The sequence below is a fragment of the Amycolatopsis melonis genome (genome assembly GCF_040064235.1).
GTDB classification, from domain to species: Bacteria; Actinomycetota; Actinomycetes; order Mycobacteriales; family Pseudonocardiaceae; genus Amycolatopsis; species Amycolatopsis melonis.
In genome coordinates this window covers 146,901-170,044 of the sequence record NZ_JBDZYD010000005.1, presented here as the reverse complement: position 1 = coordinate 170,044, position 23,144 = coordinate 146,901, and the positions used below count along the sequence as shown (strand labels likewise).

Here is a 23,144-nt window from a genome sequence, read left to right as displayed (position 1 = left end):
TCATGTAATCGCGGAGGTGGCGACCATGGGACGAGGCTGGCGAGGTGGCCGTGGCTGGCAGCAGGCGGAAGTGCCCCCGGCGGACGACGCGGCGGCCTGGTTCGGCGGGCGGCTGCCCGACGGCTGGTTCACCGGCGCGCCGGAGGTGACGGTCGACCGCGAGGAGATCATCGTGGTCGGCGAGCTGCCGCCGCTGGGCGGCGAGCACGCCGACGACGCGGCCCGCGCGGCGGCCGAGGAGGGCCGGATCAGCCGGTTCCGCGAGGAGACGCGCGACGAGCGCATCGAGATCGCGCGCCAGGCCGAGCACCGCTACCAGCGCAAGGTGGCCTGGGGCGCGCGGCTGGGCGGCACGAAGGCGCTGTTCACGACGCATTCGGCCCCGGTGATGACCCGGCTCCGGCAGCCGGAACGCCTGGTGCTGGACACCCTGGTGGACGCGGGCGTGGCCCGCTCGCGCTCGGACGCACTGGCATGGGCGGTGCGCCTGGTGGGCCAGCACGCGGACAGCTGGCTCGGCGAACTGCGGGAGGCGATGAGCAAGGTCGACGACCTCCGCGCCAAGGGCCCCGACCTGGGCTGACCCCCGCGCTCCGGATTTCGGGACCAGGGCGTGGGGTGCCGCCCCCTCGACGGCACCCCACGACGTCAGTCGGCGATCAGCACCGGCCTGCGGAACTCGGTGCCCAGCTCCCGCTGCCGCCGCACGCACGAACCACGCTCCGGGCGCGATCCCGGTTGCCCCGTGTTCCGGATGGATCAGCCACACCGGCGCCGAGTTCCGGAAGACCGCGACCGCCAGCCGTTCGGGGTCACCCACCGTTGTCGTCATCCAGCAGGTTCCCGGGTCGGCCACCAGGGTGTGCGGGTTGTTGCCCGCCTCGCCGCGGACGAGTTCACGGCACCCGGTGGGCAGCTGCCACCAGTCGAGGGGCGTCCAGCCGAGCAGGTCCAGCGGCGCCACGATCAGGTCGCCCTGGGCCTGGAGGCCGTCGATCACCGGCACGGTGACCTGGCGGTCCAGGTGGTCCAGCACGTCGAGCCCGGTCCTGCCGAGCAGTTCAGCGAGTTGCACGTCGATCACCTCGAAAATCAGGTCCGGCGCAGCAGGCCGGCGTACTGGGCTCCGGTGAGCCCGTACGACCAGCCGGCCGCGTCGAGGGGATGGTCGAATCCGGCGGGCACGCGCAGCCCGTAGCGGCGACGCGTGCCGTCGCGCTCCACCGAGCCGTTGACGGCCAGGAGCAGCCGCGAAGGCGTCTCCCCGTGCTGCTCCGGCAGGTCGTAGAGCTGAAGTTCGCAACCCGGGTTGCCCGGGTCGGGCGCCAGGCTCACCGGCCGCAGCCCGGCCTGCGCGAGGTAGGCCGGCCAGCCGAGACGCTCGATCGCGCACCGGCGCACTTCGACGTTGCGCTCCCGGTCGATCCGGTCCGCGGTGGGGTCCTCGATCACCCACGGCGGCACCCGCGTGCCGTGCCACGCGTACACGGCCCAGCCGTCGGGGTAGGCCACCGCCGGCCCGGTCGCGCTGTGCAGCCGCTGCCCGTCGTCGAACCGCAGTGCCAGCGGCCGTTCGGTGACGACGCAGGCACCCTGGCGCGGCCACCACCAGCCGCAGGAGCGGACCAGCGTGGCCCACGCTGCCGGCTCGGGGTCATCCGGATCCGGGGGCACCCAGTAGGCGTCGTGCTGGCCGTACCAGTGCAGGCCGAGCGGCGCCGGAATCGCCGCCCGGATCAGGCCGGCGACGCCGTCCCGGATCGTCTGCCGGGCCTCCAGCGTGGTTCCACGCCGTTGTGCCCGCAGCGCGGCCGCCCGGTTCGCCAGGCGGGACTCCAGCGAATCCGGCGAAAGTGCTTGCGGCGGCGGCAAAAGCGGAACGGCGGCAGCGGGTGAAGGCACCCAGGTGAACGACGGCGGCGGCTCGCCCAGCAGCGCGTACAGCCTGCTGATGGCGTCTTCGGCCGCGGGACGGTCAGCGGGATCGGTGCGGAAGGCATGGCTCAGCCACGCGGAAAAACCGGGAGAGCGGCGGTCCGGCCGCCGCGAGGCGCTCACTGAGCGAGGGCGCGCACGCCCTTTCGGATCGACATGACCCGATCATGACAGCCCGTTCGCCGATCGCGCAAGCCTGGACCTGGAGCCGCTTGCGCGCCTAGAGTGCGTCGTGCCCACGGTCCGTGCCGTGGTTCCGCCGTCGCACCAGTCTTTCCCGTGAAGGAAGGCGTCCATGGACGGCAGGTTCACCCGGCGGCAGCTGATCAAGGGCGGGCTCGCGGTGGCGGCGGTGCCGCTGCTCCCGGACATCGCTTCGGCGGCGCTTCCCGCGCTGCCGTGGCCGGCCGCGAACGACATCGTCGCGAACACCACGGTGCCGGTGTTCCCGGACCGGAAGTTCCCGATCACCGCCTACGGCGCGAAGAACGACGGCAGGACCGACAACACGGCGGCGATCGCGAAAGCGATCGCGGCGTGCACGGCGGCCGGTGGCGGGCACGTCATCGTGCCGTCCGGCGGCAGTTTCCGCACCGGCGCGATCCGGCTCCGGACCAACGTCGACCTGCACCTGGAAACGGGCGCGGTCCTGACCTTCGGCGGCGACGCCTCGAAGTTCCCGAACGTCCTGACGCGCTACGAAGGCATCGAATGCGTCAACCGCTCGCCGATGGTCTACGCGTACCAGGAGAAGAACATCGGCCTGACCGGCAGCGGCACGCTCGACGCGGCGGCAACGTCGTCGTGGAACAAGGGCAGCGACCGGGCGTACCTGGAGACGTTGGTGGCCAAGGGAATCCCGCCGGAAAAGCGTGTCGTGCCGGGTTCCGGGCACACCATGCGCTCGGCGTTCGTCGAGCCGTACGCCTGCGAGAACGTGCTGATCCAGGGCGTCACGCTGAAGAACCCGATGTTCTGGCAGCTGCACCCGACGCTCTGCCGCAACGTGACCGTCGACGGCGTCACCACCGATCCGGGCACCGCGCACAGCAACACCGACGGCTGCGACCCGGAGTCATGCGACCACGTCGTCATCGCGAACTGCGCGCTCGGGGCCCACGACGACAACATCGCGATCAAGTCCGGCCGCGACGCCGACGGGCGCCGCGTGAACGTCCCGTGCCAGAACATCGTCGTGGTGAACTGCGTGATGAACGGCAACTGGGGCGCGATCACCTGCGGCAGCGAGCAGACCGGCGGGATCCGCAACGTCTACGCGTACCGGCTGACCGTGAAAGGGCAGACGAAGTTCGCGCTGTACGTCAAGTCGAACACGCTGCGTGGCGGGTTCACCGAGAACGTCAACCTCGACAGCGTGTCCGGCACCTTTGCCCGGAACTTCGTGTTCGTGACGTCCACCTACAACAACCAGACGGGCAGCACGCCTCCGTCGTTCGGGCCGTTCACGATCGAGCACTGCTCGAGCAGGAAGATCGGGGGCCGGGCGTTCGACGTCAGCGGCCTGCCTGCCGCGCACGTCCACGGGTTCGCCGTGGCGAACTCCACGTTTGACGGCGTGTCCGACACCTCGGACACGCTGAAGTACGTGGACAACGCCCGGTTCACGAACGTGACGGTCAACGGGCACCCGATCTGACCCTGCGGGATCGGCGCGGCTGCGGCAGGCTTACTACCAACGAGTAGGAAGCCTGCCGTTCGTCCTTTCCGGAGGTGGCCGTGGACGTCCCCGAAGTGCCCGAGAAGGTGGATCCGGACTTGCTGACCGCCGTCCTCGACGGTCGCTGGGCCGAGCTGCGGCGCGGGGTGCGGGCGCAGATGGCCGAGGTCGAGTTCCGCGATCCCGTCGCTCTCGACGTCGAAGCGCACCGGGCGCAGGTGCTCGACCAGCTGCGCGAACTGGCCAAGACCGACCGGCCCGGCCTGGGTTTCGACCCGGCGTACGGTGGTGGTGGCGACGTCGGCGGCTCGGTGACGTCGTTCGAGATGCTCGGCTACGGCGACCTGTCGCTGATGGTGAAGGCGGGTGTCCAATGGGGACTGTTCGGCGGCGCGGTCCAGCTGCTGGGCACCGCGCGGCACCACGAGCGGTACCTGCGCGCGATCATGGGCCTCGACCTGCTTGGCTGCTTCGCGATGACCGAGCACGGCCACGGCTCCGACGTCCAGCACCTGCGTACCACGGCGACGTTCGCCGACGGCGGGTTCGTGGTCCACACGCCGGATGCCATGGCCACCAAGGAATACATCGGCAACGCGGCACGCGACGGCCGGATGGCGGTGGTCTTCGCGCAGCTGGTGACCGGCGGCGAGTCCCGGGGCGTGCACGCCTTCATGGTGCCGATCCGCGACGAGTCCGGCGCCCCGCTGCCCGGCGTGTCCATTGAGGACTGCGGGCCGAAGGCGGGCCTGAACGGTGTCGACAATGGACGGTTGCGCTTCGACAACGTCCGGATTCCGCGCGAGGCCCTGCTGAACCGCTTCGGCGACGTCGCCGAGGACGGGACCTATTCGAGCCCGATCGAGAGCGACAGCCGCCGGTTCTTCACGATGCTGGGCACGCTGATCCGCGGCCGGGTGAGCGTCGCGGGCAGTGCGGGCAGCGCGACGAAACGCGCGCTGGCGCTGGCGATCCGCTACGGCGAGGTCCGCCGCCAGTTCGCGAAGCCGGACGGCGACGAGGTCGTCATCCTCGACTACCTTGCCCACCAGCGGAAACTGCTGCCGACGCTGGCGAAGACGTACGCGCTGCACTTCGCGCAGGAAGAGCTGGTGTCGAAGCTGCACGACATCGACGCGTCGGCGCCCGAGGAGGCACAGCGCGAGCTGGAGTCGCACGCGGCCGGGCTGAAGGCGCTCGCGACGTGGCATGCGACGTCGGCGATCCAGGCCGCGCGGGAGGCGTGTGGCGGGGCGGGCTACCTGTCGGAAAACCTGCTGCCCGCGCTGAAGGCCGACACCGACGTCTTCACGACGTTCGAAGGCGACAACACGGTGCTGCTGCAGCTGGTCGCGAAAGGACTGCTGACCAGCTACAAGCACGACTTCGAAGACCTATCGCCGCTGGCGACGGCCCGGTTCTTCGCCGAGCAGGTGGTCAGCACGGTGCTGGAGCGGACGTCGGCCCGCAAGGCGGTCGAGGCACTGACCGTGGGCTCCGACGCGGAGGTCTTCTTCCGCCGCGAGTGGCAGCTGCGGCTGTTCGAGGACCGCGAGGAGCACGTCGTCGAGGGCGTGGCGAAGCGCCTGCGCAAGGCGGCTTCGGACCCGTTCGGGGTGTTCAACGCCGCGCAGGACCACGTGCTGCGGGCGGGCCGGGTGCACGTGGAACGCCTGGTGCTGACCGCGTTCGCCGCGGCGATTTCCCGCTGCGCGGATCCCGGCGCCCGGGCGTTGCTGGAGCGCGTCTGCGATCTGTACGCGCTGTCGGCGATCGAGGACGACCTGGCGTGGTTCCTGGGTCACGGCCGCCTGACGGCGGCGCGCGCGAAGGCCGTCACCGCGGCGGTGAACAGCCTGTGCACGCAGCTGCGCCCGCACGCGCGGACGCTGGTGGACGCGTTCGCGATCCCGGAGCAGTTCCTGGCGGCGCCGATGCTGACGTCCTGATCCCCAGGGGGTGGCCGGCCTCCGGGGCCGCGCCGGCCACCCCCGCGCACGTCACCGGCGGCGCTTGCCCTTGTCGTCGGTGACCTCGAACTGTTCCTTCCGGACCTTCCCCGAGACGGTCTGCTCGTCGGTGACGGTCTCGGTCCGCAGCCGCGCCCGCTCGACCGGCACGGTTTCCTTGCGCACCACCGGTTTCTCGGCGTGCAGCACGACGTCCTGTTCGGCCTCGCCGATTTCGGCCCGGCCGTCGGCCTTCGTGACCGGCTCGCGTTCGACGCGCACCTCTTCGTGCCGCACCGGGACGGTGACCTGCTGCTCTTCGGTGACGACGTACTTGCGCAGCCGCACCCGCCCGGTCTCGACCTGCTCGGTGCCGACGTTCAGCCGTTCTTCGGAGCGGGTCATACCGTCCTTTTCGGACTGCCCGCGTCCACCCATGGCGGGATCGCGGCGTTGGGTCCGCTCGCCCAGCCGTCCGTCGGGCGACATGCGCGGCACGGGCAGGCCGTAGTGCTGGTACAGCTGCGCGCTTTCCTCGGGCGAAAGATGCCCGTCGGCGTCGATGCGCGGCGCGTCGGAGACGGCTTCCTTGTCGACACGGACGTGCACGCCGTCCTCGTCGGTGCGCGCGCCGGAGAGCGGGACGAAGCTTTCCTTGGTGCCGAACAACCCGGTCCGGACGGTGATCCATTCCGGCTGTTGTGTGGCGTCGGCGAGGTAGACGTTCCCGACCTTCCCGAGCTTGTTGCCCGCGGGGTCGACCACGGCGCTGTCGATGAGTTCCTGGGGCTGCATGACGCTCCTTCCCGTCGTTCGGTCTGTGCAGCCACCGTCTGCCCGGCCGGTGATCAAGGCAACCGTCACGGTGTCCCTGTGGGTGACGCCCGAACGTGGTTGTTTGACGGGCGCCCGACGGGCCAGCCCCGGGTGCGCCTCGGGGTGCCTCCGGAGTTACTGCCTTCCCTGCCGGGCCGGCGATTGCCGCGAAGGTGTGGATGTGACCGGCATCACCGGCAGGCTTGTCACAACGCCGTCGCGCACGTCGTCAAGGGGGTGAAGCAGACACGGAAAGGGGAAACACCATGGAAGCCCGGCTGAACATGTTCGAGAACGAGGTCGTCGCCAAGTTCGTCAAGCGCCTGATCGCCGCGTCCCGCCCGGCCGAGGAGTCGTCGCTCCCGAAGCCGGTCCAGGAGCTGGTGAAGATCCGCGCGAGCCAGATCAACGGCTGCGGAATGTGCCTGGACATGCACACAAAGGACGCGGCGGCGGCGGGCGAGTCGCCGGTCCGCCTGGCCATGGTGGCGGCCTGGCGCGAAGCGGTGGTGTTCACCGAGGCGGAGCGCGCGGCACTGGCGCTGACGGAGGAGGCAACCCGCCTGGCGGACGCACACGAGGGCGTCAGCGACGAGACCTGGGCGGCAGTCCGCAAGCACTACGACGACGAGCAGGTGGGCGCGCTGATCGCACTGGTGGCGACGATCAACGCGTGGAACCGCCTGAACGTGATCGCCCGGACGCCGGCGGGGGAGTACCAGCCGGGCATGTTCGGCTGATGCTCCGGAAAGGGGACTTCGCCGGGCGCGGCGAAGTCCCCTCGGGGTGCTAGGCGTACATCGCCAGCCAGATCGCGATGATCTGCTCTCGGTCTCTTCTCGACCTGGGCTTGGTGCTCTTATAGGTACGCTGAGCTGCGGTTTTGTTCGTCATTAGTTCTCGCGGGTGCTTGCCTCTTCCTGACCTCTGACGGCCTGGAGACGGCCTGGCGGACCCCGCCACACCCTGCCCTGCATCCCGATACGAAGCCTCCACACGGCCGGTGGTGCCGGGTCAAGACACGCTTCATCGTCTTGACGCGGTGCTACCGGCCGTTGTCACGATCAGGCATCGGGATGGAGGTCCCTTACGACGGTCCGTAACAGAGATCGACTCCCAAGCGACCCGAATGTAACCACCGCTCGCAGCTCACCGGGGAGGCCGGATGGCTCAGGGGACTCGTGTGCCGCCGCCGCGCGGCGCTGCGCCAGGTGACCCGCTGGCGGCCGCACCGCCCGGCCGGCGGGCGAAGCGGAGCGGCAGCCCGCCGTGTCGGAAGCGGATGCGGCCGCCAAGGCGAGGGGCTACGTAGGCGACAGGCGCGCCGCCAGCGGCGGCGCGCCCTTGATTACATAGAGCCAACTTCGGCAGTGTGCAGAGGACTCAATGCCTGACGACGATGACTGGGTACTCGTACGACACGTACCTGCAAGTGCTGATATCAATATAGGGGTCGAACTTACTGCTATTCGGCAAATACCGCCGGATGAACGACGTGAAATATCGTCGAAGGCTCACCTTGTTAACAAGTATTTCGCATCTTGGACCTGGGCTAAGATTGTCGAATCCGTCAACTCGTTTATACAAGTGGTTCACGATGCGGCTGATGTTGCCAACAAATCTTCTAGCGTGATCAATGATGCCGACGTTCATAAGGCGAACCTCTCGTTTCGAGAATCTGGGCGGCTGATTGAAACTTGGCTTGATGAATGTCGCGGTATTGCTAAGAGTAATAACAATGAGGAGCTAGGCACTGCGATCGGACAGGTAGTCTCCGGCGATGGTCCGTACGCCGCTTTCCGGAACGTATACAATAGCGTTCAAGAAGATCTCATCAAGTTTGAGATCAAGTCGTTAATGCCGTTCGCCTTCACTGCAACGCTATCCTATGAGGCTTCCAGGGTGGCGGGTGTTCCCGGTGATCTCGACGCTGTGTCGTTCATGCGTGCTGTAATGGCAAATCTTGAGCCTGTGGCGGAAGGTGAGCTCCTTTCTCAAAAAGCTCATTTTCTGGAGTGTTGTCGACACTTTCGTCAACTCTCGCTTGATTGTCTTTATGGCGTACCGGTTCTTACGACTAACGAGGACCTTAGTCGGGCTATAACTGGTGGGACTTTAAGTCTGGAGCAACTCCCATTCGTTGGAGCAGAGCTAGTCGTTGCAAATGTGAGCAAAGCTGAAAAGAAAAGGAAAATTCGTCTAGGTCACTCACAGATGAGGGGTAATCCCGCAAAAAAAGTAAACGCAAGTGTGGAGAATGGCGCGAGAGTGACGCCTCCTTCTGTCGACTCTCTGGGGCGGCCGGAGGCGCAGGTAGCCGCTGAAAATCCTTCTGCGGAGTTCCGGTTCGACGCCCTCTCGCCTCCGATAGACCTGAGGTTGCTTACCGATGAAATTAAGACTCTTCCGGAGGATATTGAGCGGCGTTGGTCTCAATCTCTGGGCGCAGTTCTCGCTGAGGACAACGATAGGCTGCATCGTCGGCTTCAAAGTTATGTGGCCGCGACTGGTTCAGCGCTCGCTGATCGCGCCCAGCGGTTTGACGAAAAATATGGCACGTCTCAAGGTCGACCTTTTCCGATTAGTGCCGAGCTTCTCGCCCAAATACTTTCTGATGATAAAGGGCAAGTGTTCGATGCCCGGAGTTTGATAGCGCAGATATATGCACTTACATATCTGAAAAATACTTTGGGATACTTTACTGCTCCCGGAGTTTCCAGTTTTAGACCTGAAGATGGCCGCGTCGATTCTTGGTGGTCCTCGGGTGCATTCGATAGCGCTCGTAAGATTGTCGAATCCATGAGCGTATTGGCTATGCAATTTGAGTGGGCTGGAGAAGAAGCTTCGCTGGAGTCGCGCGAAATTGATCCGCGTAGCACGGTGTGGCAGCACTACGCTCAGATTGGTTTGCAAGAGGCGTTGTCGGGTTCCGTGGAAAATTCTGTCATCAATTGTAGTCGAGCGGCGACTTTGTGGCTGCAACAAGCTGACGGTGTACAAGTGGGCGAAAACCCTGGCCTGGTTGAGCTACGTGAAAGCTTAAGAGAATCGGTCGGTATGCTTCGGGATCTGGCGATCGACGTCATATCTGGTCGCCACGTGTCGATATTCAAGTTATGGTGCGCGGCTGGCTTCTGGAATAATCTCCTGACGGAGTGGGTTTCGGAGGAAATGCGGTCTCTTCGGTCTGCGGTGGAGAGGCGTGTGCAAACGGGAGGGGCTGAGGCGTCTCAATGAGTGATCAGTTTGCAAAATATGTAGACCCTTTTGGGTCTACTTCTGAGCATTCTATTGGGCGTACGAGAATAATTAGAATTGGATCTATTGACGTATCCTCGGCGGTAGTTGAGTCGAGCTTTAGTAACGCGCTCAATGATCGCCCGAAGGCAACTATTGTGTTGCGGGCGGAACATCCGACGGTTCCGTATATCGACTGGCGTGCACCTGTGTCAGCGTTCATGGTTCAAAATGGCGAGCAAAGACCACTCTTCGGGGGCGATATAGTTAGTTTGAGTCTAAAGGATAGTACTCTTATTCTAGAATGCTCTGGGGCTGCATATTTTTCCGAAGTGCGTACGGGTGCGTACTCTTGCACTAAGAATGCTGGAATCGACTTAATCTATGCAACTGCCCGGGATGGTGGCACTCCTAGCGAGATGATTAAGATTGATATGGGTTCTGCCACCTTTGAAGTGTTCGAGATCGTGATTCCGGTTTTGGGTATGTCTCGCCTTGAAGTGCCATACCGTCAGGGAAACGTTTTGTTGACTTCAAGCAGGGATGTTCTAAATAGAATTTCCCAATTTGAGCATCGACCACTAGTAGAAGATTTCAGTAAGGCGGAAGTTTTCGCCATTGCATACCGCTCTGGTCTCCGCATGCATGATGTGGAAAAGATTGCGTTAGCCGACATTTCGGCAACTTTAGATTGGCTTGCGATTCGCTCACAGTACTCACTCGCCGTTCTCCCTGATGGCAGTACTCCTGCCTGGTCTCGTAAGATTGGATCGGCACGCTTATCGACGAGGCCGCTCGCCTACGTTAGAGGATTACTGAGCGATAGGAGATGGCTGCGAGATACATCGACACAACGGGACATTGCCCCGTTGGAACTTGATGATGAAAGCCTTATGTTGCGCAACCCTGGTGATCTGGTCGAACTGAGTCAGCGCGTTCGTCTTGCCTTGTCCGCTTATCAGCGAGCCGTGCATGAAGTCGATCCGGCGAGTCAGGTCACTCAAATATGGGAAGTAATCGAATTCTATGCCGGCAAGACTGAAGTGCCCGTAAGGTTCTCTAAAGACGACCTCAAGCAAATTAAAAGGTCGCTGCCGAAAGACTTGAATGTAGATCAGAAGGCGCGAATCGGTGACCTTATCGGAATGTTGAATTCGGTTCCGTTGCTTGCTCGTCTTCGGGTTCAGATCGCTTCGGATGGAATACCGATAACCGAGGAGGAGTTCGGAACCCTCGCTCGTCTTCGCGCGCTTCGTAATGATTTAGTGCATGGTCGAGTGGGTAGTGCTGGTCCAGCGTCGAGCGAGATTGGACGCGGACTCGGTCTGGTCGCTCGAATAATTACATACTGGGTCGCAAGGGAAAATCAAGAATATCGAGGAAGGAGTTGGTTGCTCAAGCCGTGGCTCACTCGGAGTGCTATTGATGGGTGAATATTTAAATCTGATATGGAGTCCGGTAGCACCCAGAGAACTTCGCTGCTTTCTGAACTGGTTTTCAAAGCTCCGCCAGTGGCCATAGCTCGAAAGCAGATTGAAAATTCTTGTCGCACTTCGCCGTCATCGTATGCGATGACGTGCTTGGGGTCTGAGTACAGGCCGATTACACCCGTGATCTCGCACTCGATGCCGGTCTCCTCGCGGACCTCTCGAACCGCCGCCTGGGCCAAAGTCTCGCCGAGCTCCATTTGGCCGCCGGGGATGGAGTACAGGTCGTTGTCGGTGCGCCTGATCATCAGGATCCGGCCTTCGTCGTCCTGGATGAACGCTGAGACCGCTACTGCGATGCTGTTTGCCTTGGGTGCGTTCGGGTCGTTGTAGTAGTCGACTCGGGTCATGCTGCCTCCTAGAAGGTGGCGGGCTTGGCGAGGTTCCAGACTGACTCGAAGCTCTCCGAGTAGGTCTCGAAGAGGTCCCCGGCGGAGAGTCTCCGCAGGTGGAGGGACGGGGCGTGGGCTCCCTGGAACCCGTACACGTGCGTGTTGATGATCATCTCGTCGTCGAACCGGAAGATCGAGTTGTAGAGCGTCGTGTTGTGGAACCGCATCTCCACCCCATCGACGCCGACCAGCGGCCGGTAGAACGCGAGGGCGTTGCGGATGCGCGCCGCAAGCGTGCCGTCGCCCAACTGCTCCTCCTCACCGCGCAGCGCGACGCTGTCTCCCTCGGGATCTCCGAACACGAGCCGGATCTTCGCGCCGGCCGCTGCCTTGGCTGCCAGGTCCTTGATGAACCGCGGGCGCTCCACCAGGAACAACGCTGCGTGGACCAGGATCTCGACGGTCTCCGATGCTTCCTTGATCAGCCGGTCCCACAACTCGACGGGAACGGCGTTGCGGTGCGGGAAGACCTGCACAAGCTCGGCGGCCGCCGTCTCGGCCTTGCGCTCCGGGGCCACGGAGTCCGGCCAGAGGTAGGTCTCTGACTCGCGCGCCATGGCGGCGATTTTGTGCCGGTGCTTGGGGTAGGGCGTCCGGTTCTTGGTGATCCAGCGTTCGACGGTCTTCTGATCGACCCCGACGGCCTTGGCTACCTGCTCCAGCGTCAGGCCGTTGCGCAGTAGCGCGTCACGCAGGCGTTCGTTCGGCATCGCCACCCCTTGGGACGTGTAGGGACGTCTTCGACGGTACCAGGGACGTCCCGAGATGTCCCGCCACGTGGTGATCACGTCCCGCCTTTTGGCGGAGTCTGGGTGTCAGGTTGCCGGGGCAGGCCCGGTGGCCAGGACACCGAGGAGGTAGGCGTGACCATTGAAACCGTCGTCCGGCCGGCTGGCTTGGACAAGCGGGCGGTATCTCGCCGACGTGCGGCGTAGGCGCGGCGTGGCATGCGCGACACGGTTCAGATCCACGTCACGGCTGATCTGCCGATTCGTGTCCGGGCGCTGACGTACGCAAACCGCGCGGAAGTCCGGTTCGGCAAGGCGTTCCCGGTGGTCCTGCTCGTGGACTCCGACGCCATCGCCGTACTGCGGAGGGAACTGGACGAGGTGAGCGCGGCACTGGACGCCGCAGCGGCACGAGGCGGAGAACCGCCCGAAGAACCCAACTAACAGACGACACAAGGGATTCAGCATGGCTATCGACAAGGGACACCGGTTCGGGATCGACTTCGACGACGCGTTTCCGCAGGGCTTGGTGATGGTGGGCGAGGTGTCGCCGGACAACGAGTACCAGTCGCGTGAGGACCGGGCCGCGAACCGTCCGGTGCGGCAGCGGGTCGACGAGTTGACCGGTAAGCGGCAGTGGAAGGTGATGGTCACCGACCCGGCCGAAACGCGCGCGAAGCGGGCCTCCTTCGAGATCACCCTTCTCGCCGACGTCCAGCCCGTGCCGACCACTTCGGAGGCGCTGCCCGGGATGCGGCCGATCGAGCTGGACGGCCTGACGGCCGAACCGCGCGTGGCTGGGCAGGGCGAGTTCAAGTACCAGTCCTACGTGTTCCGCGCGACCGGCTTCAAGCAGGCCACCAGCAGTGCGAAGCCGTCTCGGTCCGGTGGGTCCGGTGAGACGCCGAAGGCAGCGTGACAGGGATGGGCTTCCGCGAGCGGGTCGAGGCGTGGGAGCAGGCGTATCGGGACTACATGGTCGCGTGGGAGCACGGCCGTGCGGTGCTGTCGCCGCTGAGTGCGACGAACACGGCGAACGCCGCTCGGCGGGTGTCACGGGCATGGCACGAGCTGGCGCAGGTGCGCGGGTTGCCGTGGTGGTGTGTGGCCGCGTTGGAGTCGGCGGCCGAGGGGTTCGCCGACCTGGCCCGGGAATGGGAACGACATGACGGCAACGTGGGACGGGCTGGGGCTGCGCTGGACGGTGGGCGCGGGTACCGAGGTGACGGTGGAGGAGACCGGGACGGGCGCGTCACATCCGCCGGTCCTGGTGCTGGCTGGTGGGCTGTGCGTGGTGACGCTGGTGCCGCCGGAGGACCAGGCCGCGTGGACGGGGTGCGCGGTGTTCCTGCGTCGGCTCCGCGACCACGCCGAGGACCTGGCGGCGCTGCTGGAAGCCCGCGCGGAGAGGCGTGACTGTGCGCAAGGGTGAGCCGAGGACGCTGCGGGACGCCCACGAGGTCGTGATGGACCGCCGGCCACCGAACGACGCGAACCCCTCAGCGTGGCTGGCATTCCGCCTCGGCAACGCGCGGCTGTATAAGGCGGTCGCGGACATCGACCGGGGTCATCACCACGAGGCGTTGTACTGGGCCGGGTACGAGGAGCGGAAGGCGGGTGAGATCTCGGCGGAACTCCAGGCGGAAGGAACGCCCGCTGACTAGTCCCATGTAGACGACCGAAAAGTCAACAGTATCAGCGAAAAATGCACGCGATGACGTGCGGCGATGAAACACGTCCTGTTGCGGGTGCGTGTGATCCGTTAAGGCGCAGAAGCGGTTCCTGGCTACCAACCTTGCCGCTCCTGCGCTGTCCACAACCAGCGGAAGTGAACAATGACAACGCTAAACGACGACAACCGGCGAGCGTCAACGGGGGTCACCCGAACGCGCTGCGCCTCCTGCAAACGATTCGCCAAACTCCTGCCCGGCGAGACCCAGTGCGCTCCCTGCTTGGGAATGCTGCCGCTGGACCTCGACGTGAAGCGGGGTGGTAGGTAATGTCTCCCGGCTTCGCGGTAGTGGCCCTGGCCGGCCTGGGGCTCGGCGTGTGGGTGCTGCACAAGATCGGCCGCGCCCTGACCTCGATCCTGGAAGCCCTGGCTGCGGCTGCCGTGGTGTTCGTCGCTCTGTGGTGGCTGTGCAAGGCGGTCGTGTGGATGCTCGCGCAGGTGGTGACGCGGTGGCGGACCAGCCTCGCCGTGGTCGCGGTCTACGCCTGGTGCGCGCTGGTCGGCTGGCTCTCCCTCGCGATCACCCTCGGCAGTCTCGCGGCCGTCTTCACGACGTGGTGGGCGATCGACTCGGTCTCGTTCGACCAGTGGTGCGGGCGGTTCCTGCGCTCCTGGTGGGCCCGGTGGGCTATCTACGGCCGGAAGCTGCCGGAATGGCTACACGCCTGCGGTCTGTCGGTGCGGGACGAGGCGCTGCCGGTGGTGGTGAACGTTAACCTCGTCGGCCGCCGACGCGCGCTCTCCCGCTCGACCTCTCCTCGCTCGGGAACCCGATTGCCCAAGGTGCTCGGCGTCCGCTCTGGTGCCTCCTGGGACGAGGTGCGGGTGGAGCTGGTGCCGGGGCAGAAGCCGGAGGACTTTGACGAGGCCGCTCGCGCCTTGGCCGTCGCCCGCAAGGTCGCTCGCTGCCAGGTCCGTGAGCTGGCCCCCAACGTGGTGTCGATCGACTTCCAGCGCCGTGACCTGCTCGGCGGCGGGGTGGCCGGCCCCCAGGTTCCGGACGGCGTCGACTCGACCGGTGTGGATCTGCGGAATGTCTGGGCCGGGCGGACTGAGTACGGGCGGGACTGGCGGGTGCCGCTGCTGGGCTCGGGTGCGCACTGCCTGACCGCCGGTGCCTCGGGCGCGGGGAAGAACAGCGTCATGTGGTGCCCGCTGGTCGCTGCTGCTCCGGCGATCCGGGCGGGAGTGGTGCGGATGTCCGGGATCGACCCCAAGGGCATGGAACTCGCGTACGGGCGCGGGATCTTCTCCCGCTACGCCGTCGGTGGCAAGGAGGCGGTCGAGCTGCTTGACGGCCTGGTGGAGGAGATGGAATCGCGCAAGCGCGCGTTCGCCGGTCGGCTGCGGACTATCCCGGTGTCGACGGACTATCCGTTGGAGCTGCTGGAGTTTGACGAGATCGGCGCGCTGACCAAGTACACCGACCGCAAGACCCGTGAGGCCATCGTGGAACGCGTCGCGCTGCTGACGACGCAGGGCCGGGCGCTGGGGATCTCGGTCCGTGGCTACGTCCAGGAGCCCACCAAGGACACGGTTCCGGTCCGGGAGCTGTTTACCCGGCGTGTGTGCCTGCGGGTCACGTCCAAGACGCACGTGGGCATGGTCCTGGGCGATGGCGCGTACGAGCGCGGGGCCTGGGCGAACCGCATCGGCGACTCCGAGGCCGGTGTCGGTTACGTCTGGGGCGAGGGCATCCGCGAGCCGCTGCGCATCCGCGCGGGCTGGGTCTCCGACGGCACGGTCAAGGCGCTGGAGCAGTACGTCACGAACGGTGGTGTCGCGGATCTGCGACACGGCGGTGAGGGGGTGGCCGCGTGAACCGGCTGATGATCTTCCTTGACGCCATCCGCGATCACCTCGACTCCCACCAGCTGCCGCCGGCCGCCTCGGTTGACGTCAACGCCTGGTCCAGCCCGATCACCGTCCAGCTCGACGTCGACGGCCTGCCCGCAGTCTCGCGGGCGTTGCTGGTGTGGACTCAGACGCTTGAGGACGTCTCGGCCCGGCTGTGGCGGCTCTGCGACGGCAAGTGGGTGCACATCTCTATCACCGGCCGGACGCCGTGCGGCATTCCTGTCCTGGTGTTTGGTGTGGTCCGGTTCGAGCCGAGCACGTTCCCGGATCTCCCGGCGGGGGTGAAGCAGGACATGCCGGTGTACCTGCTGCGCGACTGGTCGATGCCGGGGGAGGTGGCGGCCTGATGACCGAGCCCCGCGCTGAACGGATGCGTACCCCGCTGGCCGCCGATGTCATCCGGGCGACGGCGGAGAAGCACGGCGTCTGCGTCCGGCCCTTCACCATGGAGGTCGGCGACACCGAAACGGGCGAACTCCGCTACGTCCCCGTGCCGTGCGGGTCCACAGTGGAGTCCGTCTGCATGCCGTGTGCTCGGAAGGCAAAGGCGCTTCGGCAGGCACAGTGCCGCGAGGGCTGGCACATGACCGAAGAACCCACTCTCACCCCCGAGCCGCCCTCGGAGGACCACAAAGAGCTGCTGACCTACCGGGCGGACCTGGTCGCGGCCTATCGGGAGGTGGTCGGGCACGACCAGGCCGAGGCAGAGGAACTGCGGGAGGAGGTCGCCGGGGTCGATGCGGAACTTCGGCAACTCGGCATGCGGGGTCGGCTGCCCGCCCTCGACGTCCCGACCAAACGGGCCGTGAAGCGGTCGACTCGTCGTCGGCAAGATGCGCCGAACCTGCCTCGGCAGAAGGTCGCGAAGACCACCGTGGGCCGCGAGTTCGCGGGGAAGTTCCGGCCGTCCATGTTCGTGACACTGACCTGCGACACCTACGGCCCGGTCCGCGATGGGGCACCGGTCGACTCGTCCCGGTATGACTACCGGCGGGCGGCTCGGGACGCGGTGCACTTCTCGGCGTTGGTGGATCGGTGGTGGCAGAACCTGCGCCGGGTCGTGGGCTGGGACGCACAGTACTTCGCGACCGTGGAGCCACAGAGGCGCACGGCTCCGCACCTGCACGCGGCGATCCGCGGGGCGATCCCGCACGACGTCATCCGGCAAGTCACCGAAGCCACCTATCACCAGGTCTGGTGGCCCAACCACGACCAGATGGTCTACACCGAGCGGCTGCCGGTCTGGGACCCGGACGCTCGGGCGTTCCTGGACCCGGACACCCGCGAGCCGCTGACCACCTGGGATGACGCGGTGGAGGAGGTGGAGGATCCGGCGCACGTGGTGACCTTCGGGCGGCAGGTGCACTCGAAGGGCATCCTTGGCGGGACCGAAGAGGCCGGCCGCCACATCGGCTACCTGACCAAGTACCTCACCAAGTCCACCGGTGAAGTGGTCGAGGCGGACACGGCGCGGCTGCGGGATCACCACGACCGGCTGCACGCTGAGCTGTCGGTCACGCCGTGCTCGCCTCGGTGCGCGGTCTGGCTGCTGTACGGGGTCCAGCCCAAGGGCGCGGGCAGCAAGACCACGCCGGGGCACTGCAAGGGACGGGCGCACCGGCGGACCACGCTCGGGCTGCCTGGACGTCGGGTGCTGGTGTCGCGCAAGTGGTCGGGCAAGACCCTCGACGACCACAAAGCCGATCGGAAGGCGTTCGTTGCGCAGGCGTTGGCGGCGATTGGGATCGAGAAGCCACAACCGGACCCGGCCCGGCTGGTCTGGCGGAAGGTCGAACCGGGAGACCCGCAGGTCCCGCCCCGGCCGCACCTGGTCATGCGGGCAATCGCGGAGCGGATCACGTGGAAGGCCGAGTACGACCGCGCGCTACTCGCTGCCGCCGGACCACCAGGGGACGGCCCGGAAACTTCGGCAACTCAGCTCGCAGCGTGACAAGGGGGAGCAATGAACAACGTCCACAGCATCGAACGCCTCTGGACCGTCGAGGACGTCTCCGACTACCTCGGCGTTCCAGTGAAGACGCTCTACCAGTGGAAATGGCGCGGCGAAGGACCACCGGTGAAGAAGATCGGCCGGCACTTGCGCTACAACCCGGCCGCCGTGCGGGCCTGGGCCACTGAAGCCGCGTAACCAGTTTCGAGAAAGGAGAGTCCACGTGGGACACATTCAGGACCGGTGGTATCGCCAGGCGCGGCACCCGGAAACCGGACGGCTGCTCTTCAACGAGAAGGGCAAGCCGGTCATGGAGAGGGCCGAGCTGTACGGCGTCGGGCTTCGGTACAAGGTGCGGTACCTCGATCCGGACAACAACGAACGTTCGAAGTCGTTCGCGGACAAGCAGAAGAAACGGGCCGAAGACTTCCTCATCGAGGTCGAGTCTGACAAGCGTGAGGGCAAGTACGTCGACCCGCAGGCCGGTCGCGTGCTGTTTCCCGTTGTCGCCGATCGATGGGCCGCCGCGCAGACCTTCGACCACACCACCCGTGAACGGGTGATCAGCCGTCTCGCCAACCACCTCAAGCCGTTCTTCAAGGCGAAGACCATCGGGGCGGTCAAGCCCAGTGACGTCCAAGCCTGGCTCCGCTGGCTCCAGGATCGTGGGGTGAGCGAGCGCTCGCGGGTTCTGTACTTCACCCACCTCGTGTCGATCCTCAGCTTCGCCAAGGAGGACAAGCTCATCGTGAGTAACCCGGCCCAGGCGTCGAGCGTGACGCGGCCCCGGGTTAATCAGCGACAGGTGCAACCTTGGCGGCCGGAGCGGGCTCAAGCCGTCCTCAACGCGTTGCCCGTCCGGTTCAAGCCGGTGGTCCGGATTCCCGCCGGGATCGGCCTGCGGCAGGGTGAGGTGTTTGGCTTCTCCCTGGAGGACGTCGACCGGGAGCGGAACATCGCCCAGATCGAGCGGCAGGTCCGGATCGTCGACAATGTCTTGTGCTTCGCGCCGCCGAAGCGAGGCAAGACGCGAGAGGTGCCGATCGGCGGCGAGTTGCTGTCCGCCTTGGACGACTACGCCGAGCAGTTCCCAGCGACCGAAATCACCCTCCCGTGGGTCCACCCCGAGGGCAAGCCGGTGACGGTGAGGCTGCTCATGGTCGACTACGACGGGCTGCCGTTCCGACGCGGCGGCTTCCGGCTGAGCGTCTGGCTACCGGCGCTCAAGAAGGCCGGGATCGAGAAGCCGACCCGGGCGGACGGGATGCACGCGCTCCGTCACCTCTACGCCTCGGTGTTGCTCGACGCGGGCGAGTCCATCAAGGCCCTGTCCAGCTACCTCGGCCACTCGGACCCGGGCTTCACGCTGCGCGTCTACACGCACCTGCTCCCGACCAGCCACGAGCGAACCCGCAAGGCCGTAGACGCCCTGTTCAGAGACGGCCTGGCGGCGGCCTGAGAAAGATCCACAGACACAAACCCGCAGCTAGGCGTACATGGCCAGCCAGATCGCGATGTAGTGCGAAACGGCCGCAAGCACCGTGCAAGCGTGGAAGTACTCGTGGTACCCGAAGGTGTCCGGCCAGTGGTTCGGCCACTTCACGGCGTAGAAAACCGCCCCGAGCGTGTAAAACAGCCCGCCCACGCAGAGCAGCACCAAAGCCGCCACGCCGGCGTGCGTCGCCAGCTCCGGAAACACGAACACTGCGACCCATCCCAGGGCGATGTAGATCGGCACCCCGAGCCAGCGCGGCGCGTGCGGCCACAGCATCTTCAGCGCGACACCGGCGACAGCGCCGCCCCAGACGATCGACAGGATCACGTAGCCCGTCGGCTTGGACATCGCCAACAGGGTGAACGGCGTATACGTTCCCGCGATGAACAGGAAGATCATCGAGTGGTCCGCGCGCTTCATCCACTTGTACGCCCGGGGACTCCACAGGCGGCGGTGGTACAGCGCGCTCACCCCGAACAGGCCCAGCACCGTCAGTCCGTAGACCGACGTCGCCAGTGCCGCCACCGGGGACACTGTGGACGCCGCCAGGCTGATCAGCGCGGCTGCCGCCGCGACGGCGCCGAAGAACGTCCAGAAGTGGATGTGGCCGCGCAGGCGGGGGCGCGGGTCCACCACGGTCGGGGGTTCCGTCGTCAGGCTGCTCACCCCTTCAGGTTACGGGAGCGTAGGTTGCCCGGCAGCGGTCGAGTCACACGGCTCACACCGGGTGCGTACTCTTCGTGGACGTGAGTGTTCGCTCCTTCTTGTCCGACGTCGTGTACAGCGCCTACGGCAGGCGCCTCATCCAGCAGGCCGCCGGCCGGCATCCGCGGCACATCGCCATCATGCTCGACGGCAACCGCCGGTGGGCCCGTGAAGCGGGCTTCACGGACGTTTCGGACGGCCACCGGGCCGGGGCGAAGAAGATCGCCGACTTCCTGAGCTGGTGTCAGGAGGCCGACGTCGAGGTCGTCACCATGTGGCTGCTGTCCACCGACAACCTCAACCGCGATCCGGACGAGCTCACGCCGCTGCTGAAGATCATCACCGACGTCACCGACGAACTCGCCGCGCCCGGGACGCCGTGGCGGCTGCGGATCGTCGGCGCCCTCGATCTGCTCCCGGCCGAAGTCGCCAAGCGGCTCAGCGAAGCCGCCGCGCGGACCGACGGGCGGACCGGGATGGAGGTCAACGTCGCGGTCGGTTACGGCGGGCGCCAGGAAATCGCCGACGCCGTGCGCAAGCTGCTGCGCCAGCACGCCGACGAGGGCACGTCCATTCACGAGCTGGCGAAAATCCTCGACGTCGACCACATCTCCGAGCATCTCTACACCTCGGGGCAGCCGGACCCGGACCTCATCATCCGCACTTCCGGCGAACAACGGCTTTCCGGATTCCTGCTCTGGCAGTCGGCGCATTCGGAATTCTGGTTCACCGAAGCGTACTGGCCCGCATTCCGGCGGGTCGACTTCCTGCGTGCCATCCGCGACTACGCCTGGCGGCACCGCCGCTTCGGCTCCTAGAAACGCCGAAGGGCCCCCGGAGCGGACTCCGGAGGCCCTTCGCAGGCCACACTCAGTGGTGGTGGTGCTCCAGCGAGTGCAGGATCAGCGCCGGGGTGGTGGCGATGCCCGTGTAGGCGCCGGCGATCAGCGAGGCCGCACCGTAGCCCAGGGCGCCGCCGCCCTCGATGAACGTGGCGTAGGCGTCACCGAACGTCGGGTCCGGGGTGCCCGTCGTGTCGCCCGTGGCGGCGAACGCGGTGCTGCCCACCATCATGAGGCCCGCAGCGGTGGCGGCCACGAAACCAGCCTTCTTCAGCACTTCGCACACTCCTAGGTAGAACTGTTGGGATCCGGGGCACCGGAGGTCCGGTGGTGTGTTCCCGCCACCAGGAAATTACTCGCCATCCAGGCGATCCGTCCGTCCGGTAATCCCATTGTGTGAGCCTGACGCAGGCGCTTTCACCCGGACCGGTTCTCTATCGAGAACGTAAACTGCGCCGGAGAACGGAACGTGGTAAAAGCCGGTCGGCCGATCTTGTGAATACGGTGGGTCGGCAATTCTTTCCAAGATCATTCCGTCGGGGATCACCGATCGGGCGTTCGGTAACTCTCAGTGTTCATCACGGTGCGCTGATGTCGGACGACCGACAGTGAGGTGACGATCTGGCGAATCACCGTGTTGGCTCGCTGCGCGATCACGCATTCGTGGGTACCTTCCGAGATGAGGGCTCGCGGTTCGTGCGGGTCCTCGCGGGAGGCCCTGGTCGTGACGGTGATCGAGGGGGCGGCTCAGCCGCCCACGAGACGCACGAGGGGGCCGGCACCCGGCCCTCGTGGCCGCGCCACCTGACCCAGGTCAGGAGGAGTGGTCCAGCCAGGGAGGTGCCCGGCCCAGCGAGTGCGGGCGTGAGGTGCACACGCCCTCGAGGGAGATGCCGTCGTGACTGCGCAGCGTTTGCCCCGTAAGGCCTCTGGCCACTCTTCGACCGGTGCCGTTCCCGGCCCGGAGAAAGCCTCGACCTCGCCCGAATCCCAGCGGAGCACGTTCGTGCTGGACACGTCGGTCCTGCTTTCGGACCCGTGGGCGGTGACCCGGTTCGCCGAGCACGCCGTCGTTCTCCCGCTGGTCGTCATCAGTGAACTGGAGGCGAAGCGCCACCACCCGGAGCTGGGCTGGTTCGCCAGGGAATCCCTGCGCATGCTCGACGACCTGCGCCGTCAGTACGGCAGGCTCGACGCGCCGCTCCCCATCGGGGACCAGGGCGGCACGCTGCAGGTGGAGCTGAACCACTCGGACCCGACCGTCCTGCCGGTCGGGTTCCGCACCGACTCCAACGACCACCGCATCCTCGCCTGCGCGCTCAACCTGGCGGCGGAACGCGAGCCGGTCACGCTGGTGACGAAGGACATCCCGCTGCGGGTCAAGGCCGGGGCCGTCGGCCTCGAGGCGGACGAATACCGCGCACACGACGTGACGCCGTCGGGCTGGACGGGCATGGCGGACGTCGACGTCCAGCAGGAAGTGCTGGACACGCTGTTCGGCGGCAGCACCGTCGACCCGCTCGACTGGGGCATGGACGAGCTCGCCGAGCTGCCCTGCCACACCGGGCTGCGGCTGCTCGCGGGCAGTTCCAGCGCGCTCGGCCGGATCACCGCGGACAAGCGCATCCGGCTGGTCCGCGGCGACCGTGAGGCGTTCGGGCTGCACGGCCGCAGCGCCGAGCAGCGCGTCGCGCTCGACCTGCTGCTCGACTCCGACGTCGGGATCGTGTCGCTGGGCGGCCGGGCGGGCACCGGCAAGTCGGCGCTCGCGCTGTGCGCCGGGCTCGAGGCGGTGATGGAACGCCGTCAGCACCGCAAGGTCGTGGTGTTCCGGCCGGTCTACGCGGTCGGCGGCCAGGATCTGGGCTACCTGCCCGGGTCCGAGAGCGAGAAGATGCAGCCGTGGGCGCAGGCGGTGTTCGACACCCTCGGCGCGCTGGTCAGCCAGGACGTCCTCGACGAGGTCTTCGACCGCGGCATGCTCGAGGTGCTCCCGCTGACCCACATCCGCGGCCGGTCGCTGCACGACGCGTTCGTGATCGTCGACGAGGCCCAGTCGCTGGAGCGCAACGTGCTGCTCACGGTGCTTTCGCGGCTCGGCACGGCGTCGCGGGTGGTGCTCACGCACGACGTCGCCCAGCGGGACAACCTGCGGGTCGGGCGGCACGACGGCGTCTCGGCGGTGATCGAGAAGCTCAAGGGCCACCCGCTGTTCGCGCACGTGACCCTCACGCGCTCCGAGCGTTCGCCCATCGCGGCCCTGGTCACCGAGATGCTGGAGGACCACGGCTGACCGAGTGGCTCGTGAGTGCGTAACAGTGTTAGAACACTGTTACGCAC

General features: G+C 66.3%; 23 protein-coding genes and 1 pseudogene. 17 read left to right on the top strand and 7 right to left on the bottom strand.

Features of this window, described 5'->3' with window-relative positions; all coding sequences use genetic code 11:
• Positions 1 to 25: 25 nt before the first annotated feature.
• Entirely contained in the window at positions 26 to 583 is a 558-nt protein-coding gene (locus ABJI51_RS14730) for a hypothetical protein (protein WP_348951124.1), read from the top strand.
• 183 nt (positions 584 to 766) lie between these two features.
• On the opposite strand, the pseudogene ABJI51_RS43660 reads toward ABJI51_RS14730, so the two are convergent.
• Both ABJI51_RS43660 and ABJI51_RS14725 read right to left on the bottom strand, forming a co-directional pair.
• A pseudogene (locus ABJI51_RS43660) lies at positions 767 to 964 on the bottom strand (hypothetical protein); the annotation flags it as partial.
• 128 nt (positions 965 to 1,092) lie between these two features.
• Positions 1,093 to 2,058, bottom strand: a complete 966-nt coding sequence (locus ABJI51_RS14725; protein WP_348951122.1) for a DUF6745 domain-containing protein — start codon at positions 2,056 to 2,058, stop codon at positions 1,093 to 1,095.
• Positions 2,059 to 2,230: 172 nt separating this feature from the next.
• On the opposite strand from ABJI51_RS14725, the gene ABJI51_RS14720 reads away from it, so the two are divergent.
• Together ABJI51_RS14720 and ABJI51_RS14715 are read left to right on the top strand one after the other, a co-directional pair.
• Positions 2,231 to 3,592, top strand: a complete 1,362-nt coding sequence (locus ABJI51_RS14720; RefSeq protein WP_348951120.1) for a glycoside hydrolase family 28 protein — start codon at positions 2,231 to 2,233, stop codon at positions 3,590 to 3,592.
• Between the two features lie 80 nt (positions 3,593 to 3,672).
• On the top strand, positions 3,673 to 5,562 hold the full coding sequence (locus tag ABJI51_RS14715) for an acyl-CoA dehydrogenase family protein (RefSeq protein WP_348951118.1): 1,890 nt from the start codon (positions 3,673 to 3,675) through the stop codon (positions 5,560 to 5,562).
• Between the two features lie 51 nt (positions 5,563 to 5,613).
• On the opposite strand, the gene ABJI51_RS14710 is transcribed toward ABJI51_RS14715, so the two are convergent.
• Positions 5,614 to 6,357, bottom strand: coding sequence for a DUF2382 domain-containing protein (locus ABJI51_RS14710; RefSeq protein ID WP_348951116.1), 744 nt, complete (start codon positions 6,355 to 6,357; stop codon positions 5,614 to 5,616).
• Positions 6,358 to 6,644: 287 nt separating this feature from the next.
• On the opposite strand from ABJI51_RS14710, the gene ABJI51_RS14705 reads away from it, so the two are divergent.
• From ABJI51_RS14705 to ABJI51_RS14695, 3 genes are all read left to right on the top strand, one after another.
• Entirely contained in the window at positions 6,645 to 7,118 is a 474-nt protein-coding gene (locus tag ABJI51_RS14705) for a carboxymuconolactone decarboxylase family protein (RefSeq protein ID WP_348951114.1), read from the top strand.
• A 646-nt stretch (positions 7,119 to 7,764) separates the two neighbouring features.
• Positions 7,765 to 9,615: a hypothetical protein gene (locus tag ABJI51_RS14700; protein WP_348951112.1), complete on the top strand. Its 1,851-nt coding sequence runs from the start codon at positions 7,765 to 7,767 to the stop codon at positions 9,613 to 9,615.
• On the top strand, positions 9,612 to 11,048 hold the full coding sequence (locus ABJI51_RS14695) for a hypothetical protein (RefSeq protein ID WP_348951110.1): 1,437 nt from the start codon (positions 9,612 to 9,614) through the stop codon (positions 11,046 to 11,048). Before ABJI51_RS14700 ends, ABJI51_RS14695 begins: the two co-directional genes overlap by 4 nt.
• Here the strand turns inward: ABJI51_RS14695 and ABJI51_RS14690 are convergent.
• Together ABJI51_RS14690 and ABJI51_RS14685 are read right to left on the bottom strand one after the other, a co-directional pair.
• Positions 10,982 to 11,452, bottom strand: coding sequence for an NUDIX hydrolase (locus tag ABJI51_RS14690; protein WP_348951108.1), 471 nt, complete (start codon positions 11,450 to 11,452; stop codon positions 10,982 to 10,984). The genes ABJI51_RS14695 and ABJI51_RS14690 overlap by 67 nt on opposite strands.
• 8 nt (positions 11,453 to 11,460) lie before the next feature.
• Positions 11,461 to 12,204: a DUF5919 domain-containing protein gene (locus ABJI51_RS14685; RefSeq protein WP_348951106.1), complete on the bottom strand. Its 744-nt coding sequence runs from the start codon at positions 12,202 to 12,204 to the stop codon at positions 11,461 to 11,463.
• A 237-nt stretch (positions 12,205 to 12,441) separates the two neighbouring features.
• Between ABJI51_RS14685 and ABJI51_RS14680 the strand changes: the two genes are divergently transcribed.
• From ABJI51_RS14680 to ABJI51_RS14640, 9 genes are all read left to right on the top strand, one after another.
• Positions 12,442 to 12,666 carry a hypothetical protein gene (locus tag ABJI51_RS14680; RefSeq protein WP_348951105.1) on the top strand — a complete coding sequence of 75 codons (225 nt, stop codon included), beginning with the start codon at positions 12,442 to 12,444 and terminating at the stop codon, positions 12,664 to 12,666.
• 22 nt (positions 12,667 to 12,688) lie between these two features.
• Positions 12,689 to 13,141 carry a hypothetical protein gene (locus tag ABJI51_RS14675; protein ID WP_348951103.1) on the top strand — a complete coding sequence of 151 codons (453 nt, stop codon included), beginning with the start codon at positions 12,689 to 12,691 and terminating at the stop codon, positions 13,139 to 13,141.
• Positions 13,142 to 13,387: 246 nt separating this feature from the next.
• Entirely contained in the window at positions 13,388 to 13,654 is a 267-nt protein-coding gene (locus ABJI51_RS14670; RefSeq protein WP_348951102.1) for a hypothetical protein, read from the top strand.
• Positions 13,635 to 13,886, top strand: a complete 252-nt coding sequence (locus ABJI51_RS14665; protein WP_348951100.1) for an AMED_5909 family protein — start codon at positions 13,635 to 13,637, stop codon at positions 13,884 to 13,886. Before ABJI51_RS14670 ends, ABJI51_RS14665 begins: the two co-directional genes overlap by 20 nt.
• 335 nt (positions 13,887 to 14,221) lie before the next feature.
• On the top strand, positions 14,222 to 15,775 hold the full coding sequence (locus ABJI51_RS14660) for an FtsK/SpoIIIE domain-containing protein (protein WP_348951098.1): 1,554 nt from the start codon (positions 14,222 to 14,224) through the stop codon (positions 15,773 to 15,775).
• The gene (locus tag ABJI51_RS14655; RefSeq protein ID WP_348951096.1) at positions 15,772 to 16,158 is read left to right on the top strand and encodes a hypothetical protein; all 387 of its coding nucleotides are present in this window, start codon (positions 15,772 to 15,774) and stop codon (positions 16,156 to 16,158) included. Before ABJI51_RS14660 ends, ABJI51_RS14655 begins: the two co-directional genes overlap by 4 nt.
• Complete coding sequence (locus ABJI51_RS14650) at positions 16,158 to 17,762, top strand: replication initiator (RefSeq protein WP_348951094.1); 1,605 nt, start codon at positions 16,158 to 16,160, stop codon at positions 17,760 to 17,762. The genes ABJI51_RS14655 and ABJI51_RS14650 overlap by 1 nt, the downstream gene beginning before the upstream one ends.
• A 12-nt stretch (positions 17,763 to 17,774) precedes the next feature.
• Positions 17,775 to 17,960 carry a helix-turn-helix domain-containing protein gene (locus ABJI51_RS14645; RefSeq protein WP_348951093.1) on the top strand — a complete coding sequence of 62 codons (186 nt, stop codon included), beginning with the start codon at positions 17,775 to 17,777 and terminating at the stop codon, positions 17,958 to 17,960.
• 112 nt (positions 17,961 to 18,072) lie between these two features.
• The gene (locus tag ABJI51_RS14640) at positions 18,073 to 19,221 is read left to right on the top strand and encodes a tyrosine-type recombinase/integrase (RefSeq protein WP_348951092.1); all 1,149 of its coding nucleotides are present in this window, start codon (positions 18,073 to 18,075) and stop codon (positions 19,219 to 19,221) included.
• A gap of 27 nt (positions 19,222 to 19,248) precedes the next feature.
• Here ABJI51_RS14640 and trhA read toward each other — a convergent pair whose 3' ends face one another.
• Entirely contained in the window at positions 19,249 to 19,890 is a 642-nt protein-coding gene (gene trhA / locus ABJI51_RS14635) for a PAQR family membrane homeostasis protein TrhA (protein ID WP_348951861.1), read from the bottom strand.
• Between the two features lie 113 nt (positions 19,891 to 20,003).
• Here trhA and ABJI51_RS14630 point away from each other — a divergent pair, with 113 nt between their 5' ends.
• Positions 20,004 to 20,780, top strand: a complete 777-nt coding sequence (locus ABJI51_RS14630) for an isoprenyl transferase (RefSeq protein ID WP_348951090.1) — start codon at positions 20,004 to 20,006, stop codon at positions 20,778 to 20,780.
• 52 nt (positions 20,781 to 20,832) lie between these two features.
• On the opposite strand, the gene ABJI51_RS14625 is transcribed toward ABJI51_RS14630, so the two are convergent.
• Positions 20,833 to 21,081: a hypothetical protein gene (locus ABJI51_RS14625; RefSeq protein ID WP_348951089.1), complete on the bottom strand. Its 249-nt coding sequence runs from the start codon at positions 21,079 to 21,081 to the stop codon at positions 20,833 to 20,835.
• Between the two features lie 729 nt (positions 21,082 to 21,810).
• Here ABJI51_RS14625 and phoH2 point away from each other — a divergent pair.
• Positions 21,811 to 23,097 (top strand): RNA 5'-3' helicase PhoH2, encoded by a 1,287-nt coding sequence (phoH2, locus tag ABJI51_RS14620; protein WP_348951087.1) that lies wholly within the window; start codon positions 21,811 to 21,813, stop codon positions 23,095 to 23,097.
• Positions 23,098 to 23,144 lie beyond the last annotated feature (47 nt).

Coding starts and splice junctions, on each gene's coding strand:
- ABJI51_RS14730 (WP_348951124.1), top strand. CDS start 26: ATGGGACGAGGCTGGCGAGGTGGCCGTGGCTGGCAGCAGGCGGAAGTG.
- ABJI51_RS14720 (WP_348951120.1), top strand. CDS start 2,231: ATGGACGGCAGGTTCACCCGGCGGCAGCTGATCAAGGGCGGGCTCGCG.
- ABJI51_RS14710 (WP_348951116.1), bottom strand. CDS start 6,357: ATGCAGCCCCAGGAACTCATCGACAGCGCCGTGGTCGACCCCGCGGGC.
- ABJI51_RS14705 (WP_348951114.1), top strand. CDS start 6,645: ATGGAAGCCCGGCTGAACATGTTCGAGAACGAGGTCGTCGCCAAGTTC.
- ABJI51_RS14700 (WP_348951112.1), top strand. CDS start 7,765: ATGCCTGACGACGATGACTGGGTACTCGTACGACACGTACCTGCAAGT.
- ABJI51_RS14695 (WP_348951110.1), top strand. CDS start 9,612: ATGAGTGATCAGTTTGCAAAATATGTAGACCCTTTTGGGTCTACTTCT.
- ABJI51_RS14690 (WP_348951108.1), bottom strand. CDS start 11,452: ATGACCCGAGTCGACTACTACAACGACCCGAACGCACCCAAGGCAAAC.
- ABJI51_RS14685 (WP_348951106.1), bottom strand. CDS start 12,204: ATGCCGAACGAACGCCTGCGTGACGCGCTACTGCGCAACGGCCTGACG.
- ABJI51_RS14680 (WP_348951105.1), top strand. CDS start 12,442: ATGCGCGACACGGTTCAGATCCACGTCACGGCTGATCTGCCGATTCGT.
- ABJI51_RS14675 (WP_348951103.1), top strand. CDS start 12,689: ATGGCTATCGACAAGGGACACCGGTTCGGGATCGACTTCGACGACGCG.
- ABJI51_RS14670 (WP_348951102.1), top strand. CDS start 13,388: ATGACGGCAACGTGGGACGGGCTGGGGCTGCGCTGGACGGTGGGCGCG.
- ABJI51_RS14660 (WP_348951098.1), top strand. CDS start 14,222: ATGTCTCCCGGCTTCGCGGTAGTGGCCCTGGCCGGCCTGGGGCTCGGC.
- ABJI51_RS14650 (WP_348951094.1), top strand. CDS start 16,158: ATGACCGAGCCCCGCGCTGAACGGATGCGTACCCCGCTGGCCGCCGAT.
- ABJI51_RS14645 (WP_348951093.1), top strand. CDS start 17,775: ATGAACAACGTCCACAGCATCGAACGCCTCTGGACCGTCGAGGACGTC.
- ABJI51_RS14640 (WP_348951092.1), top strand. CDS start 18,073: ATGGAGAGGGCCGAGCTGTACGGCGTCGGGCTTCGGTACAAGGTGCGG.